Origin of the sequence: Rubrivivax sp. A210, assembly GCF_904426505.1 — a bacterium.
GTDB lineage: Bacteria > Pseudomonadota > Gammaproteobacteria > Burkholderiales > Burkholderiaceae_C > Rubrivivax.
Genome location: NZ_CAJGBN010000002.1, coordinates 15,268 through 32,770 on the forward strand (window position 1 = coordinate 15,268; position 17,503 = coordinate 32,770).

A 17,503-nucleotide genomic window follows, 5' to 3' on the forward strand; every position below is an offset into this window, starting at 1 on the left:
ACGCTGATGGAAACCAAGGCCCTGCTGCTGACCGACCTGGTGGACAGCGCCGCGCTGGCCGCCCGCCTGGGCGACGCCGCGATGGCGGCGCTGTCGGCCGCCCACGACCGCGCCGCACGCGACCTGCTGCGCGCCTGGCACGGACGCGAGATCGACAAGACCGACGGCTTTCTGCTGCTCTTCGACAGCGCCGGCCAGGCGCTGGGCTACGCCCTGGCCTACCACCGCGCGCTGGCGACGCTGGCGGTGCCGCTGAAGGCGCGCGCCGGCCTCCATGTGGGCGCGGTCACGCTGCGCGAGACGCCGGCCGACGATGTGGCGCGCGGCGCCAAGCCGGTGGAGGTGGACGGCGTGGCCAAGCCGCTGGCGGCGCGCGTGATGGCCACCGCCCTGGGCGGCCAGACCCTGCTCACCGCCGAGGCCCTGGCCGCGCTGGAGGGGCCGCGGCCACGCCTGGTGTCGCACGGCCACTGGCGCGTCAAGGGCCTGCCCGAGCCGGTCGAGATTTTCGAGGCCGGCGACGAGGGCGCGCCCTTCATGCCACCGCCCGACGGCGACAAGGTCTACCGCGTCGTGCGCCAGGGCGAACTGTGGCTGCCGGCGCGCGAGATCCGCCACAGCCTGCCGGCCGAGCGCGACGCCTTCGTCGGCCGCAAGACCACGCTGCAGGAGCTGGCCCGGCGTTTCGACGGCGACGTGCAGCAACTGGCGCTGCAGGATCTGGCCCGTCGCTTTGCGGCCGGCGCGCGCCTGGTCTCGCTGCTGGGCATAGGCGGTTGCGGCAAGACGCGGCTGGCCACGCATTTCGGCTGGCTCGAGATGGGCAGCTTTCCCGGCGGCGTTTGGTTCTGCGATCTTGCCGCGGCGCGCGAGGTCGAGGGCCTGTGCTCGGCCGTGGCCCAGGGCCTGGACCTGCCGCTGGGCAAGGAAGACCCGGTGGTGCAACTGGGCCACGCCATCGCCGGCCGCGGCAACTGCCTGGTGATCCTGGACAACTTCGAGCAGCTCGCCCGCCACGCCGAGGCCACGCTGGGGCGCTGGATGGACCGCGCCGGCGAGGCCCGCTTCCTCGTCACCACGCGCGAGGTGCTGGGCATCGCCGGCGAGGAGACGATGGCGCTGGCACCGCTGCAGCAGACCGACGCCGAGGCCCTCTTCCTGCGCCGCGCCGCCGCCGCGCGGCGCGATTTCGACCCCACGCCCGAAGACCGCGCCGCCGTGGCGCCGCTGGTGCGCCTGCTCGACGGCCTGCCGCTGGCCATCGAGCTGGCGGCGGCGCGCGTGCGCACGCTGCCGCCACGCGCGCTGCTGGCACGCATGAGCGAGCGCTTCAAGCTGCTGGCCTCGTCGGGCCACCGGCTCGACCGCCAGTCCACGCTGCGCGCCACCTTCGACTGGTCCTGGGATCTGCTCTCGCCGGCCGAGAAGGCTGCGCTGGCCCAGCTCTCGGTCTTCGAGGGCGGCTTCACGCTCGAGGCGGCCGAGGCGGTGATCGAACTGCTGCCGCCCGACGACGCGCACTGGGCCGTCGACGTCGTGCAATCGCTGGTCGACAAGTCCTTTGTGCGCGCGCTCGAGGGCGAGCGCTTCGAGCTGCTCATCAGCGTGCAGGCCTATGCCGACGACCATCTGCGCAGCGAGGGCCGCTGGCCCGGCAGCGGCGCCGCGGCGCTGCAGGCGGCGCAGGCACGGCACGCGGCCTGGTTTGCCGCGCTGGGCGCGCAACGTGCCATCGAGAACCGCTGCATCGAGATCGACAACCTTGTCGCCGCCTGCCGGCGCGCGCAGGCCAGCGGCGACGCCCCGGCCGCCGCCGGCGCGCTGGGCGGCGCCTGGGCGGCGCTGGCGTTGCGCGGCCCCTTCCAGGCCGGCGCCGACCTTGCCGAGGCGGTGTGCGCGATGCCAGGCCTGGGCGGCGAAAGCGCGACCCGGGCGTACGCGGTGCGCGGCCTGGTGCTCGATGCGCTGGGCCAGCGCGCCGCGGCGAGAAAGGCCTTCGAGAACGCTTTGTCGCAACTGCAGGGCGACAGCGGCAGCGCCTGCGAGCTGGAGGCGCGCATCGGCCTGGCAGCGTTGCGCGCACGAGAGGGCGAGGTCGAGCCAGCGCGCGCCAGCCTGCTGGCCACGCTGCATCTGGCCCGTGGCAGCATGCAGACGATGTGGGAGTGCACGGCGCTCAACCGCCTGGGCGCCATCGATTTCGAGCAGGGGCAGCTGGAAGAGGCACGCGGCCACTGGGAGGTTGCGCTGGCGCTGGCGCAGCGCAGCGGCCTGCGCCGGCTGCAAGGTACCCTGCTGGGCAATCTGGGCAATCTGCACGCCAGCGCCGGTCGCATCGCCGCCGCCCGAGCCTGCTTCGAAGAGGGCTTGGCCGTGGCGCGTCCCCTCGGTGACCGCCAGCGCGAGGCCAACAGCCTCGGCAACCTCGGCCTGCTGCTGTGGATGCAGGGCGAGCTGGACGCCGCCGGCAAGGCCTGCGCCGCCGCCCTGGTGGTGGCACGCGATCTCGGCCATGTGCGGCTGGAGGGCTCGGTGCTGTGCAATCTGGGCCAGGTGCGCGAGGACCAGGGCCTGAGAGACGAGGCGCTGGCCCATTTCAAGGACGCGCTGACGGTGGCGCGGCGCATGGCCGACCGCCGCCTCGAAGGCCAGGTGCTGGGCTATCTGGGCCTGAGCCAGGCCCGCCAGGGCCGCCACGGCGAGGCCGGCGCCCGCCTGGACGAGGGCCAGGCCTTGCTTGCCGGCCTGGCCGACCGCCTGAGCCTGGGCGTGCTGCTGTGCCAGCGCGCCGAAGCGGCCTGGCTGGCCGGCGACGCTGCCGCCTCGCGCGAGGCCGAGGCCGAGGCGGCGCTCACCGCCACCGCCACCGGCGCCGGCGCCGAATCGGAGCTGGGCCAGGCGCTGGTGCGGCTGCAGCGCCTGCGCGGCAATGCCTAGTCGTTGACGACGAAGGGATCGAGTTCGGGCAGCAGCTTGCCGCTGGCCGTCTCGACCAGCTTCACCACGTACTTGTAGCGCTCGCCCTTGAAATGGCCGCCCTTCTTCTCGCAGCGGAAGAGCCTGCCCTTGCGCGTGGGAAAGCAGTTGAGCCGCTTCTTGCCCGGGACGTCGAAGACGATGCCGTCGGCGGGGAAGGTGTGGCCCGGCGGGGCGGTCCAGACCAGGGCCACATGGCGGCCGTCGTTGTGGGCTTCTTCTTCGGCGACGAAGGGCTTGCCGTCCACCACCGTCACTTCGATGGGCTCGCGGTCGATTTTTCCCGCCTGCGCCGATGCGCCTGCCATCCCGACCAGCAGCGCCAGCGCCGCCACCACCTTGTTCTTCATGGAACTCCCCCGATAGCCTGACCGCCGTGTACGCGGGCCCATTGCGCCCGCCCGGCTGAAAGCGGATGTTACCGGCAGCCGATCAGGCGTAAGGATCGGCAATGCCCAGGGTGGCGAGGATGGCGCTTTCGCGCGCTTCCATCTCGGCGGCCTCGGCCTCGTCCTCGTGGTCCAGGCCTTGCGCGTGCAGCGCGCCGTGTACCAGCAGGTGGGCGTAGTGGTCGGCCAGCGCGAGGCCCTGGGCGGCGGCCTCGGCCTCGACCACCGGCGCGCACAGCACGAGGTCGGCCACCACCACGGGCGCATGCTCGTAGTCGAAGGTCAGCACATTGGTGGCGTAGTCCCGGCCGCGATAGCCGCGGTTGAGCTCGCGCCCTTCATCGGCATCGACGATGCGAACCGTGATCTGGCCCGGCACCGCCAGTGCCGCCCGCACCCAGCGCGCGACGCGGTGGCGCGGCAGTTCGGCACGGTGGCGCGCATCGGCAAACTGCAGCGAAAGTTGCAGCTCGGGCTTCATCGTCAGCGCGGCCTCTCTTCGTCCAGCCGGGCGCGGTCATAGGCCTGCACGATGCGCGCCACCAGCGGGTGGCGCACCACGTCGGCGGCGCCGAATTCGGTGAAGCCGATGCCGGCCACACCGGCCAGCACCTGGCGGGCATCGAGCAGGCCGCTGGGCTGGCCGGCGGGCAGGTCGATCTGGCTCACGTCGCCAGTGACCACGCACTTGCTGCCGAAGCCGATGCGGGTGAGGAACATCTTCATCTGCTCGCGCGTGGAGTTCTGCGCCTCGTCGAGGATGACGAAGGCGTGGTTGAGCGTGCGCCCGCGCATGAAGGCCAGCGGCGCGATCTCGATCAGGCCCTTCTCGAAGGCGCGCGTCACGCGGTCAAGGCCCATCAGGTCATAGAGCGCGTCGTAGAGCGGGCGCAGATAGGGGTCGACCTTTTGCGCCAGATCACCGGGCAGGAAGCCCAGGCGCTCGCCGGCCTCCACCGCCGGCCGCGTGAGCACGATGCGCTGCACGCCGTGGCGCTCGAGCGCGTCCACCGCGCAGGCGACAGCGAGAAAGGTCTTGCCGGTGCCGGCCGGGCCGATGCCGAAGGTGATGTCGTGCTCCATCATCTGGCGCAGGTACTGCACCTGGTTGGGCGTGCGCCCGCCCAGTTCGGCATGGCGCGTGCGCAGCACGATGGGGCCGGGCGGCGGCGCGGCCGGGGCGGGCGTTTCGGCGCCGGCGGCAGCAGCCAGGCGCGGACTGTCGGCCATGGCCTCGACCAGGGCCAGCTGCAGCGCGCGCTCGGCCAGCGGCCGGCGCGCCTGCTCGTAGAGCGTGTCGAGCAGGGCCACGGTGCGATCGACCGCGGCGCGCGGGCCCTCGATGCGGAAGCTGGCATCGCGGCGCGAGAGCGTCACGCCCAACGTGGCCTCGATCTGGCGCAGGTGGGCGTCGACCGGCCCGCAGAGCTGGGCCAGGCGGCGGTTGTCGGGCGCTTCGAAACTGTGGCGGCGTATCAAGGGCGGGGCTCGTGCGGTCGTTGTGCAATCGCCGTGCAAGGGTCGTGCATTCGGCTGCGCATTGTCGCAGCGCGTGCAGGCCTGGCTGCCGCTGCAAGGGGGCCCAGCGGGCAGAATCGTCGCCACCATGCGCCTGCCCTCGAGCCTTCTTTCCACGCTCGGCCTGATCGGCCTGATGCTGCTGCTGCTGGGCCTGGCGCCGGCGCGGGCACAGACGGTGGCCATACGCTCGGCCCAGGCCATCCCGTCGCTGACGATGGCGGTCGACCCCGAGTCCGCCGGCCACGCCGTGCTGCTGCCCGACGACTGGGCGCGCACGCGGCCCGGCTTCGAGGGGCCGCTGTGGTACCGCGTGAGCTTCCAACCTTTCGGGGGGGACGACCGCAACGGGCTGATGGCGCTCTACATCGAGCACGTCTGCAGCAATCTCGAGGTGCATCTCAACGGCCATCTGATCCACAGCGGCGGGCGCATGACCGAGCCCTACACGCACAACTGCAACCACCCCCAGCTGGTGCTGCTGCCGCATGCGCTGCTGGTGGCCGGCACCAACCGCCTCGACCTCATGGTGGTGGGCCATAGGCTCGAGGGGGTCGGCTCCTGGCAGCGCGCCGGCGGCCTCTCGGCGCTGGAGATCGGACCCCAGGCCGAGCTGGCGCAACGCCATGCGCGCCAAACCGCGCTGCAGGTGGCCGCGCCCCAGGCCCTGGGCGCCACGCTGCTGCTGCTGGGCGGCTTCATGTTCGTGCTCGGCTTCGTGAACCGGCGCGAGAGCCACCTGGCCTACTTCGGCGCCCTGGCCCTGGGCTGGGCCCTGCTCGATGCGCGGCTGTGGCTGCGCGACCTGCCGCTGTCGCACTCGGCCATCGAATTCCTGTACTGCATGCTGCTGGGTTTCATCGCCTGGGTCGCGGTGCAGTTCCTGGTGCGCCTGGCAGGCGCGCGGCGGCGCTGGGTCGACCGCGCGCTGCCGCTGCAGAGCGCGCTCATGGCACTGTCGCTGCTGGTCGCCGGCCCGTCGCGGCTGCACGCCGCGGCGCTGTTCTGGTATGCCGTGCTGGCGCTCGAGGTGGTGGCCGCCGGCGCCTGGCATCTGCACCGCCAGCGCCATTCGCGCTCGCTCTGGCTCAGCGCCAGCCTGCTGGCCGCGGCCCTGCTGCTGGGCTTGGTGGAACTGCTGGCGCAACGCAGCGGCACGCGCGCCCTGGTGGTGAGCCTGGCCCAGCTGGCCGTGCCGCTGGCCCTGGTGGTGGCCGGCCTGCGCCTGGTGCAGCGGCACGGGCGCGCGCTGCAGCACGCCGAGCAGGACAAGCAGCAGCTCGAACAGCATCTGCGCGCGGCCACGGCCGAGATCGAGCAGAGCTACCGGCAGCTGGCCGACCTGCGCGTCGAGCAGGTCACCGAGCGCGAGCGCAAGCGCATCGCCGCCGACCTGCACGACGACCTCGGCGCCAAGCTGCTGACCATCGTCCACACCAGCGAGTCCGACCGCATCTCGACGCTGGCGCGCGAGGCGCTGGAGGAGATGCGCCTGTCGGTGCGCGGCCTCACCGGGCGGCCGGTGCGCCTGGCCGACGCGCTGGGCGACTGGCGGGCCGAAGTCGTCTCGCGCCTGGCCCAGGCCGGCATCCAGGGCAGCTGGGAAGCGCCCGAAGACCTGCCGCAGACGCTGAGCGCACGCGCCTATGTGCAGACCACGCGCATCCTGCGCGAGGCCACCAGCAACGTCATCAAGCACAGCGGCGGCACGCATTGCTCGGTCTCGGCCGGCATCGCCGACGGCGACTTCCAGCTCGTCGTGCAGGACAACGGCGACGGCATCTCCAACGAGGTCGACGGCCGCCTCGACCGCGGCCACGGCCTGGCCAGCATGAAGAACCGCGCCAAGCAGTTGCAGGGCCAGTGCCTGGTGGAGAGCGGCCCCGGATACGGAACCGTGATCCGCCTCACGGTACCCCTGGATCGCGCCACGGAGGCCCCCTAATTCGGCGGCTAGCCCCGCTAAGATGCCAGCTTCAATTGGGGCAAACCATGCAGACCATCCTGTTGCTCGAAGACCTGCCCGAGATTCGCGCCTGGATGCGCAAGCTCGTGCTGCAGGTCTTTCCCGGCGCCACCATCTCCGAGGCGGCCCGCATCCAGGACGCGCAGGAGTTGGTGCTGGCCGTCAAGTTCGACCTCGCCCTCATCGACCTGGGACTGCCCGACGGCAGCGGCGTCGACGTGGTGACGCGCCTGCGCGATGTGCAGCCCGAGGCGCAGAGCGTGGTGGTGACCATCCACGACGACGACGAGCACCTGTTCCCGGCGCTGCAGGCGGGCGCCTTCGGCTACATCCTCAAGGAGCAGCCGCGCGAGCTGATCACCGAGCAGCTGCAGCGCATCAGCCAGGGCGAGCCGCCACTGTCACCCAGCATCGCGCGCCGCGTGATGGCCTATTTCAGCGCCAAGGCCAAGCCGCAGCAGCCGGCAGCCAACGCCATACCCGCGGTAAGCCTGACCGACCGCGAGAGCGAGGTGCTGCTGCGCGTGGCCAAGGGCTACACCCTGCCCGAGATCGGCGTGCAGCTGGGCCTCTCCCGCCACACCATCGCCGACTACGTGAAGCAGATCTACCGCAAGCTCAACGTGAGCTCGCGCGCCGAGGCGGCCCTCGAGGCGCAGCGGCTGGGCCTGTTCCGGTAAGGGCAAGGGCCCGTTGCCGGGCCTTGATTTCCGATGCCCCGGCCACGGGGCCGCAAGAACAAAGGCCCCGCTTGCGGGGCCTTTGTCATGGCACGGCGCGGGCAGCCTCGGCCACCCTGCGCCCCACCGGGCCTAGAAGGTCTCCCAGGATTCCTCGGCGGCCTTGTTCACGGCTGCCGCGGCGATGGCCGCCGGCGTGGTCCGCGCCGGCCTTGCTGTCGAAGGACGTTGCGCCGGCCGGGACACGGCCACCGTCATCGCCGGGCGCGCGCTGGCCGCGGCACCTTCGATCTTGAAGACCGAGACCGTCTGCACCAGCTGTTGAGCCTGCTGGCGCAGGCTTTCAGCGGCAGCCGCGCTTTCTTCCACCAGGGCGGCGTTCTGCTGCGTCGCCTTGTCCATCTGCGACACCGCCTCGCCGACCTGGGCCACGCCACTGCTCTGCTCGACGCTGGCGCTGGTGATCTCGCCCACGATGTCGGTGACGCGGCGGATGGCGTCGACGACCTCGCTCATCGTCGCGCCGGCCTGGTTGACCTGGGCCGAGCCGCGCTCGACGCTTTCCACGCTGGCCGCGATCAGGCTCTTGATCTGGCGCGCCGCCTCGGCGCTGCGCTGGGCCAGGCTGCGCACCTCGCCGGCGACGACCGCAAAGCCGCGGCCTTCCTCGCCGGCACGCGCCGCCTCGACGGCGGCATTGAGCGCCAGGATATTGGTCTGGAAGGCGATGCCATCGATGACGCCGATGATGTCGGCAATCTTGCGCGAGCTTTCGTTGATGCCCTTCATGGTCTCGACCGCCTCGCCAACGACGGCGCCCCCCTTCACCGCCACCGTGCTGGCGCCCTGGGCCAGCTGGTTGGCCTGGCGCGCGCTGTCGGCGTTGCTGCGCACCGTGCTGCCCAGCTCGTCCATCGTGGCCGCGGTCTGCTCGAGTGCCGCCGCCTGCTGCTCGGTGCGGCTGGAGAGATCGGAGTTGCCCTGGGCGATCTGCGCGCTGGCGGTGGCCACGTTCTCGGCGTTCATGCGCACGTCACCCACCACGCGGGCCAGACTGTCCTGCATGCGCTGCAGTTGGGCCATCATGCTGCTGGTGTCGCCGGCGGCCAGCCTGAAGCGCGAACCGAGGTCGCCCTCGGCAACGCGGCGCGCCAGTTCGGCGGCCTCACCGGGCTCGCCGCCCAGCTGGCGCGTGATCGAACGCGTGACTGCCATGCCCAGGCCGGCGGCTGCAATGAAGGCGAACAAGGCAGAGCCAAGCACCAGATTGCGCCCGCTGGCGTAGTCCGCCTGCGCCTCCTTGAACACCGCCGCGGTATCGGCCTCCTCGGCCTTGACGTAGTTGTGGAGCTCGTCCTGCAATGACGTGTTGAGCGGGATCGATTCCTTGAGCAGCGCGACGGCCTCGTCGGTCTTGTCGGCCATGGCGGCCTCGATGAAGCGGGCGTTGATGGCCCTGGTCGCTTCCAGCGTCTTGGCGATGCGGGCCTGGCCGGCGCGCATGGCGTCGACCGCCGGCATCGCCACGAGGGCGGTCCAGGCCTTGTCGTAGTCGGCACGGGCCTGCTTGATCTTGGCCAACTCGGCGTCCTTCTCCGACTTTTCGTGCATCAGCGCCATCGTGCGCATCACGCGTGCGACGATGTGGACCGACTCGGACATGTCGTGGCTGTGCTGAAGCTTGACGTTGTTGTCATTGACCACGTCCTCGAGATTGCTCTCGATGTCGGCCAGCTTGTAGACCGCCAGGCCGGCCATGAAGGACGTGAGCAAGAGGAGGGTGCCGAAGGCAATGCCCAGTCGGGTGCGGACCTTGAGATGGGAGATGTTCATACAGCGGACACTCGGTTGGGAAAAGAGAAAAAAGCGCGGCTCACGCGGGCTCGCAAGGAGCATCGCGCGCAGACGATGGATGGTGGACAGGACAGGCGGCAGGGCTTGCATCGCCCCTCCAGCCTTGGCAGCGACCGCGACATCCCTGAAGTGGAAGCCGGGCCGCCGTTCTTCTTGTGTGCAGGCACCAAGACAGCGTGCTCCGGACAGCAGTCGGGCCACACGGCCGAAACTGGGTCTGCAGTTCCTATCGGCAGCGCGCGCCCGGTCTTGATAGGGGTTGACCACCAAGCCGCGCCATGCGCGCACAAAGACCGGCCTGGCCCGCCCGCGGCCACCGGCTGGCCCGTGGCGTGCCGCAAGCGTGAAGACTTCGCTGGGCGCCTCCGGCGGCCTGTGGCACAAACGGGTCGGCAGCGGCCCGGCCCACCGGCTGCAGGTCGCCATGGCCGGCCGCAGCCCTGTGCCGCACGCGAACTTGCCTCCCGCACCGGGCATGTTGTTTGCTTAGGGTTTACCCGAGGGGCCCGCCGTCACCGCCCCATCGAAAAGGGAGAGTCAACACCATGAAGCAAGAGTCATCGAAGCGCGCGAACAAGCGCATGGACGACTGGGGCCCGCCCCTGCTGCTGGCGCCCATCCTGGTGCTGATTTCGGGCCTCTCGCTGGCGGCCCTGGTGCAGATGGTGGCCGAGCCGCCGGAAGAGCCGCTGCAAATCCAGCAGCCGGCCGCGGCCCAGGCTAGCGCTCGCGAAACGCTTCCTGCGACTTGAGCAGCGGCCTCAGCACGAAGCCCAGCACCGAGCGCTGGCCGGTGCGGATTTCCACCGTGCCCGTCATGCCCGGCAGCACCGCCAGCTGACGCTCACCCAGCTGCAGCGTGCCGCCATCGGCGCGCACCATGGCGCGGTACCAGGTGCCCTCGGGCAGTCCCGCCTTGTCGGGGTCGCCCATGGCGTCGGGGCTGATCGAGATCACGGTGCCGGTGAGGCCGCCGTAGATCGTGTACTCATAGGCCGTGAGCTTGACCTGCACCGGCTGGCCCACTTTCACGAATCCGATGTCGGCCGGCTTTACACGGGCCTCGACCAGCACGCGCGCACCGATGGGCAGCAGCTCCATCACCGGCACGCCCGGGCCGACCACGCCGCCCAGGGTGTTGGCGCGGATCTGCTTGACGATGCCGCGCACCGGCGAAATCAGCGTCGTGCGGCGCAGGGCGTCGTCGCGCACCACCTGCTGCTCCTGCATCGCCGCCAGCTCGTTGCGCAGGCGCACCAGTTCGGCGCTGGCCTCCTGGCGGAAGCGGTTGACGCGCTCCTGCGTCTGCAGGTTGAGGTCATTCACCTGGCGCCGCACGCGCATCACCTCGACCTCGCTCATCAGCCCTTTGGCCGACATGCTCTCGGCCATGGCCAGCTCACGCCCGAGCAGCGCGATGCTGCGGCGGTTGGTCTCCACCGCCTCGTTGAGCGCATGCTGGCGGGCCTGGTGGTTTTCGGTCTCGCCGTCCACCACCGCCTCGGGCAGGCCGGGCGGAAACTTCAGCGGCTTGCCGAAGGCCTCGGCCTGGGCGCGTGCCAGTGCCCCTTGCAGGGCCAGGCGCCGGCTCTGGCTTTCGGCCTGCTGGGCCTCGACCCGGGTCGGGTCCAGCATGGCCAGGGCCTGGCCTTCCACCACCTGCTGGCCCTCGCGCACCAGCAACTCGCGCAGGATGCCGCCTTCCAGGCTGGCGATGACCTGCTCGCGCCCGTCGGGCACGACGCGCGCATTGGCCTTGGCGATGATGTCGATCTGCGCCAGCCAGGCCCAGGTGATGGCCGTGGCGATGGCCGCCAGCATCAGGTAGACGGCCCACACCGCGGCCGGCGCCGGCTCGATGACCTGGGCCGCGTCGACGGCGCCGATATAGGGCACGTCGCCGCGGCGCAACTCGCTGCTGGCGCGGCGCTTGAAGAAGGGCAGGGCCAGCATCCTCACACCGAGGCCTCCCGCTCGACCGGGCGCGCGCTGGGGTGCAGGTGGATGTTGTTGGGTGCGCCGGGCGGCGCCACGGCCGGTCGCCCGCCGGAGAGCACCGCCAGCACCTGGTCCTTGGGCCCGTCCATCACGACGCGGCCGGCATCGACCACGACGACGCGGTTGACCAGTTCCAGCACCGCCGGGCGGTGGGTCACCATCACCAGGGTGCAGTTGCCGCAGGCCTCTTTCAGCTGGCGCAGGAAGGCCACCTCGCTCTGCGCGTCCATCGAGCTGGTGGGCTCGTCCATGAGCAGGATCTGCGGCTGGGTCACGAGGCAGCGTGCCAGCGCCACCAGCTGGCGCTGGCCGCCCGAGAGCAGGGCCCCGGCCTCGCCCACCGGCAGCTCCCAGCCTTTGGGGTGGCCGGCCACCAGGCGGTCGAGTCCGGTCAGCCTGGCCACGTCGGCCAGGCGGGCGGGGTCGGCGCCGGGGCGGTCGAGCAGCACGTTGTCGCGCAGCGTGCCGGTGAAGAGCCGCGGGTCCTGCGAGACGAAGCCCACGCGCACGCGGTAGTCGGCAGGGTCGATCTGGCGCAGGTCGATGCCGTCGACCTCGACCAGCCCCTCGCTGGGCTGGTACAGGCCGGCCAGCAGGCGCAGCACCGTACTCTTGCCCGAGCCGATGCGGCCCAGGATGGCGACGCGCTCGCCCGGCTCGAAGCGCAGCGTCAGGCCCTTGAGCACGCGCGGGCCCTCGGTGCCGTCGGTCTGGGCCGGATAGGAAAAACCGACGTCGGCCAGGCCCACGCGCCCGCTGAACTCGCGCTTGGGCACGTAGACGCGGGTGGCGTCGCGCTCGACCGGCTGCTGCATCACATAGTCGAGCGTGCGCATCGCGGCCCGTGCGCCCTGGTAGCGCGTGGCCAGCGAGGTGACGCTGGCCAGCGGTGCGACGGCGCGGGTGGCGAACATCACGGCGCCGATGAGGGCGCCGCCGGTGATGACCTTCTCATCGATGAGAAAAACGCCCCAGACCAGCATCACCATCGTCACCACCTGCTGGGCGATGGACGAGAGGTTCATGGTCCAGGCGGTGATGCTGCGCGAATGCAGCATGGCGGTGGCAGCGGCGGCGGTGGCTTCCTCGTAGCGGCGCAGGAAGCGGCCCTGGGCGCCGGCGGCCTTGAGATCCTCGATGCCGTCCACGGCCTCGACCAGCACGCCGTGGAGGTCGGCCGTCTGCGCCATGTTCTCGGTCATGGCGCGGCGCAGCGAGCCCTGGATCACCGCCGACACCACCAGCAGCAGCGGGATGGCAACGACCAGCACCCAGCCCAGCGGCCCGCCGGTCGAGAAGGCCATGCCGACGAAGATGACGATGAAGGGCAGGTCGGAGATCGCCGCCAGCGTGGCCGAGGCGAAGAACTCGCGCACCATCTCCACCTGCGCCACCTGGTGGGCATAGGCGCCGGCCGAGGCCGGCCGCTGCTCCATGCGCATGCCCAGGGTGTGGCGGAAGAGCATGGCGCCGACGATGAGGTCGGCCTTGCGGCCGGCCACGTCGATGAGGTGGGCGCGCAGCTGGCGCGCCATCAGGTCGAAGGCCAGCGCCAGCGCGCTGGCCGTGGCCAGCGTCCACAGCGTGACATAGGCCTGGTGCGGGATGACCTTGTCGTAGATGACCGAGGTCGCCATGCCGGTCACCAGCATCAGCACATTGCTGAGCATGGCCGCCATCAGCGCCGAACGGTAGTACGGAAGGAAGCGCCGCATCGTGCTCCACAACCAGTGCCGGCCCTGCTGGGCCAGCGGCTGGCCGGCGGCCTGCGAGGCGGTCACCGTGGCCTGGGGCGTGGCGACGATGGCCAGGCCCGTGTACTCGGCCTCGAGCTCGCCCTCGGTGGCCATGCAGGCGTGGTGCTCGCGCCCCGGCATGACGATGTCGTAGCAGCGCGGATCGTCGGCGTGGCGGGCCACCAGGATGCAGGCGTCACCCTCCTTGAGCAGCAGCAGGGCCGGCAGCAGCAGCGAATTCAGCTCGGCCACGCGGCGCTGCACCAGGCCGGCGCTGTAGCCGGCCTCGCGCAGCGCGCGCAGGGCCTGATCGGGCGCCAGCCGGCCGGACAGCGGCAGGCCCGCCAGCATGGATTCGGGGCTGCGCTCGCGCCCGTGGTGGCGCGTCAGCCAGGACAGCGCATGGGCCAGCGCATCGTTGTCGATGTCCCAGCCCGGCGGCGGTTGCGCCGCGGCCGCGGGTGAGGGCGTGGCCTCGCTCATGGTCTCATCAAGAAGCGCGCGCCTTCAGGGCCAGGCGCTCGAACTCGGTCTCGATGTCGCGCACGATCTGCGGTACGTCGAAGAGCGGCGATCGGCGGCCCTGCTCGGCGAGATAGCGCTTGTAGGACGTGGCGCGCAGCGGCTGGCGGCCGATGGCGACGGCCAGCTTCTCGTAGTCGGCCACGTTGTCGGTGACGAGGTCGGGCAGGCCGATGGCGGTGAGCAGGCTGGCCGCCATGCGCGAGATATAGGTGCGGCCGGCGCGCGTGACGATGGGCAGGCCCATCCACAGCGCATCGCTGGCGGTGGTGCCGGCGTTGAAGGGAAAGGTGTCGAGCATCAGGTCGGCCAGCGTGAAGCGTGCCAGGTACTCGGCCGGCGCCACCCGGGGCGCCAGGATCAGCCGCTCGCGCGCCACGCCATGGGCGCCGGCCGCTCGCAGCATGTTCTGGTGCGCCGTGTCGTTGTCGGCCAGCAGCCAGAGTACGCTGTTCGGCACCTGGGCCAGGATGCGCATCCAGGCCTCGAACATCTCGGCCGTGAACTTGTGGTTGTTGTTGAAGGAACAGTAGACGAAGGCGTCCTCGGGCAGGCCGTAGCGGGCGCGGTCCGGCAGCGGCGCCACCTCGCGCTGGCGGTCGCTGACCTGGTAGCAGTGCGGCAGGTAGATGGGCTTTTCGGTGCAGTAGCGCAGCAGCTCGGGGGGCATCACCACGCGGTCGGCCAGCATCCAGTCCACGCCCGGCAGCGCGCTGGTGCCTGGCAGGCCCAGGTAGCTGACCTGCACCGGCGCAGCCCGGTAGCCCAGGATGGCGGGCCGCGCGCCGCTGGTCAGACCCTGCAGGTCGACCAGCACATCGATGCCGGCCTCGGCGATGAGACGGGCCGCGGTGGCGTCGTCGACGCCGGCAAGGCGCACATGGTGGTCCAGCGCCTTCAGGATGCGCTGGCGCTGCGGCTGCATCGAGTCCGGCGTCCAGCAAAAGCCCCAGACCTCGAAGCGGCTGCGGTCGTGCAGCTCGAACAACTCGGGCGTGAGCAGGCCCACCGCGTGCATGTGCAGGTCGCCCGAGAGGTAGGCCACGCGGATGCGGCCTTCGCGCGGCGCGCCCGCGATCTGCTGGTGAAGCGGCACCGCCGGCGCCTTGGGCACGCGCTCGGCCACGAAGCGCTGCGCCGCCAGCAGCTGCAACGCCGGGTCGTCCGACAGGCCCATCATCGCCAGCAGCGAGGTGCCCATCAGGAACTGGTTGGGCGTCACTTCGCCCACCGGCAGGTCGTGCGGCCAGGCGCACTGCTTCTGGCGGATGTGTACGTAGTGCTGGATGACGTCGAACTGCGCCGCCTTGATCTCGAGCGAGCGTCGCATCAGCGCCTCGGCCTCGGGATAGCGGTGCTTCATCTCGAGCAGGCGGGCGCTGTTGTTCAGGGCGTGCAGGCGCAAGTCCTCGGCAGGCAGCGGCTGCGCGTCGTACACCTGCAGCCACAGCGCCAGCGCGCCTTCGGCGTCGCCCCGGCGTTCGAGCAGATGGCCCAGGTTCAGCAGGGCCGGGGCAAAGCCGGGCGCAAGATCCAGCGTCTGGCGGTAGGCGGCCTCGGCGGCCTCGTTCTGGCCTGCGCCTGACAGCATCGTGCCCCAGTTGAAGCAGGCCACATGGCGCAGCGCCGACTCGGTGTGCGCGATCCAGATTTCGTACAGGCCGGCCGCGGCACCGGGCTGGCCAGCCGCCTGCATGGCGTTGGCGTGGCCCAGCAGCTCGGCCAGAGGCATGCGGCCGCTGCGGGCACGCTCCAGCGGCGTGACTGGCGCGGTCACGGGCTTGTCTGGGGCAAGGACGGCGTCCATCCGGCTCCTCGGGATGTGGCTCTACCCCATGCTAGGCAGGCAGGCCCGGCGCGAGGCGCGCAGGAGGGGCGGCAATACCGGCCAATTCCGCGCCCGCCAGCGCGCGGACCGCGGCCGCCGATCAGGCGGCGGGGTCGGGCGCGCCCACCACCGTCACCGGCACCGGGCTGTGGCGCAGCAGCGCCTGCAGCGTGGCGCCGGTCCCGGGGTCACCGCCGCCGGCACCGCTGGCACCGGCAAAGACGGCGTCGCAGCCGTAGTTCTCGATCAGGTCGACCAGCACATGGCCGGGTTCGCCGCCGGCAACCTCGGTCTCGTAGCTGGCGTCGGCGGCCTCCAGCAGGGCGGTGGCGGCTTCCAGCAGGTCGGCACCGGCGGCGGCGCGCACGGCGTCCAGCACCTCGGGGTCATGCGCCACCACCACCTCGTAGAGCGAGGGCGGCTCCTGCACGTTGGCGAGCACGAAATCGGCCGCCATGCCGCCGCTCACCAGGGCCAGCGCGTGCTGTACGGCAGCCAGCGCCGCCGGCGAGCCATCCACGGCCAGAAGGATCTTCATCGACTGCCTCGCTGAATTTTCGGTACGGCTAGGTTACCCCGGCGCCGCGGCCGTGGCCGCCGCTATCGCTGCACGGGGTGCAGGAAGACGCAGCGGTCCCAGTCGTAGACCGGCGCGTCGCCGCCGGGTATGGACACCGGGCAGTCGCTCTTGTCGCTGCAATCGGTGCTGGCCATTGCGCGCCCGAGGAACTTGCCCGAGCGCGTCACCTGGACCTTGTATTCGCGGCTGACCCGCACCGCCCGCGACACTGCCGGGCAGTTGAAGTCCACCGTCGTGGTTTCGACTTGAGGTTCGATCATCAGAGGGATTCCGCGCAAGGCATCAGGGTAAGCACGGGGCATTGTCCGCCATGCGACGGCCCGGCTTCAAGCGCAGGCCGCCTCAGGGCGCGCGCTGCGCCAGAAAGGTCTGCTTGAGATCAAGGGTCGAGCGCAGGCCGAGGTCGCTGCGGTGCTCGGCCAGCCAGCGCGTGGCGGCAGCGCGGCCCAGCTCGTGCAGGGCCTCGAGGAAGCGGAGGTCGGTGTTGAGCTTGCTCGACGGATGCAGCGGTGCCAGCCCGGCCTCGTCCGCCACCATGTGCAGGCGCAGGTTCTTGTACTCACCGGGGTCGACGCGGCCCTGCTCGATCAGCTTTTGCACGAAGGAGATGGCGCGCATCTCGCCGATGAGGCCGGCATTGAAGGTGATCTCGTTGACGCGGTCGGCGATTTCCTCGGGCGTGTCGGGCAGGTCGGGCCTCACCAGCGGGTTGATCTTGACCAGCACCAGGTCCAGCGCCTCGGTGTTGTAGATCAGAGGCCACAGCGCCGGGTTGCCGGAGTAGCCGCCATCCCAGTAGGGCTCGCCGTCGATCTCGACGGCGCGAAAGAGCTGGGGCAGGCAGGCGCTGGCCAGCAGCGCGTCCAGGCTCAGGTCGCGGTTATCGAAGACGCGCGGCTGGCCGCTGCGCACCGCGGTGGCGGTGATGTAGAGCGAAATCGGCCCCCGCCGCAGCGCCGCCGGCTTGACGTGGCGCTGCAACACCGCCCGCAAGGGGTTGCTGCCCAGCGGGTTGAACTGGTACGGGCTGAACACGCGCAGGAACTGCTGGCTCCAGGCGTAGAGCGGGTTCCAGTCGAGATTGAAGACCCCCAGGCCGGCCCCGGGGCTGGCCCAGGCGCCGAACAGCCCGCCCGTGGCGGCGGCGCCAAAGCAGCCGCCCTGCCCCGCCACATCGCGCCAGAAGGCCGCGAGCGCGGCGCGCGCACCGGCACGGCCGCCCTCGGCCCAGCCGGTGGCCAGCACGGCGGCGTTGAGCGCCCCGGCGCTGGTGCCGGAGACGCCCGCGGGCGTGATGCTGTCGTCTTCGAGCAGGCGATCAAGCACGCCCCAGGTGAAGGCGCCGTGCGAACCACCGCCCTGCAGGGCGAGGTCGATGGCGATGGGATCGGACGGCTTGGCTTGGGCGGTTCGGCTGTGCATGGCGAGAGCGTAACCGCTGGCGGTCACGAACCCC

The 17,503-nt window shown here is 71.3% G+C and carries 14 protein-coding genes; 4 read left to right on the forward strand and 10 right to left on the reverse strand.

The genetic code is table 11. The features are described from left to right. Positions 1-6 precede the first annotated feature (6 nt). A complete protein-coding gene (locus JMV16_RS03830) occupies positions 7-2,937 on the forward strand; it encodes a tetratricopeptide repeat protein (protein WP_201492858.1) in 2,931 nt (976 codons plus the stop codon). Here JMV16_RS03830 and JMV16_RS03835 read toward each other — a convergent pair. The 3 genes from JMV16_RS03835 to JMV16_RS03845 all read right to left on the reverse strand — a co-directional run bounded on the left by JMV16_RS03835 (position 2,934) and on the right by JMV16_RS03845 (position 4,844). Next, complete coding sequence (locus JMV16_RS03835) at positions 2,934-3,326, reverse strand: hypothetical protein (RefSeq protein WP_201492859.1); 393 nt, start codon at positions 3,324-3,326, stop codon at positions 2,934-2,936. The genes JMV16_RS03830 and JMV16_RS03835 overlap by 4 nt on opposite strands. A gap of 82 nt (positions 3,327-3,408) precedes the next feature. Beyond that, entirely contained in the window at positions 3,409-3,846 is a 438-nt protein-coding gene (gene ybeY, locus JMV16_RS03840; protein ID WP_201492860.1) for an rRNA maturation RNase YbeY, read from the reverse strand. 2 nt (positions 3,847-3,848) lie between these two features. Further along, on the reverse strand, positions 3,849-4,844 hold the full coding sequence (locus tag JMV16_RS03845) for a PhoH family protein (RefSeq protein ID WP_201492861.1): 996 nt from the start codon (positions 4,842-4,844) through the stop codon (positions 3,849-3,851). Positions 4,845-4,971: 127 nt separating this feature from the next. Here JMV16_RS03845 and JMV16_RS03850 point away from each other — a divergent pair, with 127 nt between their 5' ends. Together JMV16_RS03850 and embR are read left to right on the forward strand one after the other, a co-directional pair. Then, entirely contained in the window at positions 4,972-6,828 is a 1,857-nt protein-coding gene (locus tag JMV16_RS03850) for an ATP-binding protein (protein WP_201492862.1), read from the forward strand. Between the two features lie 47 nt (positions 6,829-6,875). Then, positions 6,876-7,529, forward strand: a complete 654-nt coding sequence (gene embR, locus JMV16_RS03855) for a response regulator transcription factor EmbR (protein ID WP_201492863.1) — start codon at positions 6,876-6,878, stop codon at positions 7,527-7,529. A gap of 132 nt (positions 7,530-7,661) precedes the next feature. Here the strand turns inward: embR and JMV16_RS24500 are convergent, their stop codons facing one another. Further along, positions 7,662-9,362 carry a methyl-accepting chemotaxis protein gene (locus JMV16_RS24500; protein ID WP_201492864.1) on the reverse strand — a complete coding sequence of 567 codons (1,701 nt, stop codon included), beginning with the start codon at positions 9,360-9,362 and terminating at the stop codon, positions 7,662-7,664. 566 nt (positions 9,363-9,928) lie between these two features. On the opposite strand from JMV16_RS24500, the gene JMV16_RS03865 reads away from it, so the two are divergent. Then, positions 9,929-10,135, forward strand: coding sequence for a hypothetical protein (locus JMV16_RS03865; RefSeq protein ID WP_201492865.1), 207 nt, complete (start codon positions 9,929-9,931; stop codon positions 10,133-10,135). Here the strand turns inward: JMV16_RS03865 and JMV16_RS03870 are convergent. The 6 genes from JMV16_RS03870 to JMV16_RS03895 form a co-directional block, all read right to left on the reverse strand. Next, entirely contained in the window at positions 10,104-11,336 is a 1,233-nt protein-coding gene (locus JMV16_RS03870; RefSeq protein WP_236580355.1) for an HlyD family efflux transporter periplasmic adaptor subunit, read from the reverse strand. The genes JMV16_RS03865 and JMV16_RS03870 overlap by 32 nt on opposite strands. A gap of 2 nt (positions 11,337-11,338) precedes the next feature. Further along, a complete protein-coding gene (locus JMV16_RS03875) occupies positions 11,339-13,600 on the reverse strand; it encodes a type I secretion system permease/ATPase (protein ID WP_201492867.1) in 2,262 nt (753 codons plus the stop codon). A gap of 7 nt (positions 13,601-13,607) precedes the next feature. Next, entirely contained in the window at positions 13,608-15,446 is a 1,839-nt protein-coding gene (locus JMV16_RS03880; protein WP_201492868.1) for a tetratricopeptide repeat protein, read from the reverse strand. A 121-nt stretch (positions 15,447-15,567) separates the two neighbouring features. Continuing rightward, positions 15,568-16,005 carry a universal stress protein gene (locus tag JMV16_RS03885; RefSeq protein ID WP_201492869.1) on the reverse strand — a complete coding sequence of 146 codons (438 nt, stop codon included), beginning with the start codon at positions 16,003-16,005 and terminating at the stop codon, positions 15,568-15,570. A gap of 62 nt (positions 16,006-16,067) precedes the next feature. After that, entirely contained in the window at positions 16,068-16,307 is a 240-nt protein-coding gene (locus JMV16_RS03890) for a hypothetical protein (protein ID WP_201492870.1), read from the reverse strand. Positions 16,308-16,389: 82 nt separating this feature from the next. Beyond that, on the reverse strand, positions 16,390-17,469 hold the full coding sequence (locus tag JMV16_RS03895) for a patatin-like phospholipase family protein (protein WP_201492871.1): 1,080 nt from the start codon (positions 17,467-17,469) through the stop codon (positions 16,390-16,392). Positions 17,470-17,503: the final 34 nt, after the last annotated feature.

Excerpts from the sequence above, each read along its gene's own strand:
- JMV16_RS03830 (WP_201492858.1), top strand. The coding sequence starts at position 7 with ATGGAAACCAAGGCCCTGCTGCTGACCGACCTGGTGGACAGCGCCGCG.
- JMV16_RS03835 (WP_201492859.1), bottom strand. The coding sequence starts at position 3,326 with ATGAAGAACAAGGTGGTGGCGGCGCTGGCGCTGCTGGTCGGGATGGCA.
- ybeY (WP_201492860.1), bottom strand. The coding sequence starts at position 3,846 with ATGAAGCCCGAGCTGCAACTTTCGCTGCAGTTTGCCGATGCGCGCCAC.
- JMV16_RS03850 (WP_201492862.1), top strand. The coding sequence starts at position 4,972 with ATGCGCCTGCCCTCGAGCCTTCTTTCCACGCTCGGCCTGATCGGCCTG.
- embR (WP_201492863.1), top strand. The coding sequence starts at position 6,876 with ATGCAGACCATCCTGTTGCTCGAAGACCTGCCCGAGATTCGCGCCTGG.
- JMV16_RS24500 (WP_201492864.1), bottom strand. The coding sequence starts at position 9,362 with ATGAACATCTCCCATCTCAAGGTCCGCACCCGACTGGGCATTGCCTTC.
- JMV16_RS03865 (WP_201492865.1), top strand. The coding sequence starts at position 9,929 with ATGAAGCAAGAGTCATCGAAGCGCGCGAACAAGCGCATGGACGACTGG.
- JMV16_RS03870 (WP_236580355.1), bottom strand. The coding sequence starts at position 11,336 with ATGCTGGCCCTGCCCTTCTTCAAGCGCCGCGCCAGCAGCGAGTTGCGC.
- JMV16_RS03875 (WP_201492867.1), bottom strand. The coding sequence starts at position 13,600 with ATGAGCGAGGCCACGCCCTCACCCGCGGCCGCGGCGCAACCGCCGCCG.
- JMV16_RS03880 (WP_201492868.1), bottom strand. The coding sequence starts at position 15,446 with ATGGACGCCGTCCTTGCCCCAGACAAGCCCGTGACCGCGCCAGTCACG.
- JMV16_RS03885 (WP_201492869.1), bottom strand. The coding sequence starts at position 16,005 with ATGAAGATCCTTCTGGCCGTGGATGGCTCGCCGGCGGCGCTGGCTGCC.
- JMV16_RS03890 (WP_201492870.1), bottom strand. The coding sequence starts at position 16,307 with ATGATCGAACCTCAAGTCGAAACCACGACGGTGGACTTCAACTGCCCG.
- JMV16_RS03895 (WP_201492871.1), bottom strand. The coding sequence starts at position 17,469 with ATGCACAGCCGAACCGCCCAAGCCAAGCCGTCCGATCCCATCGCCATC.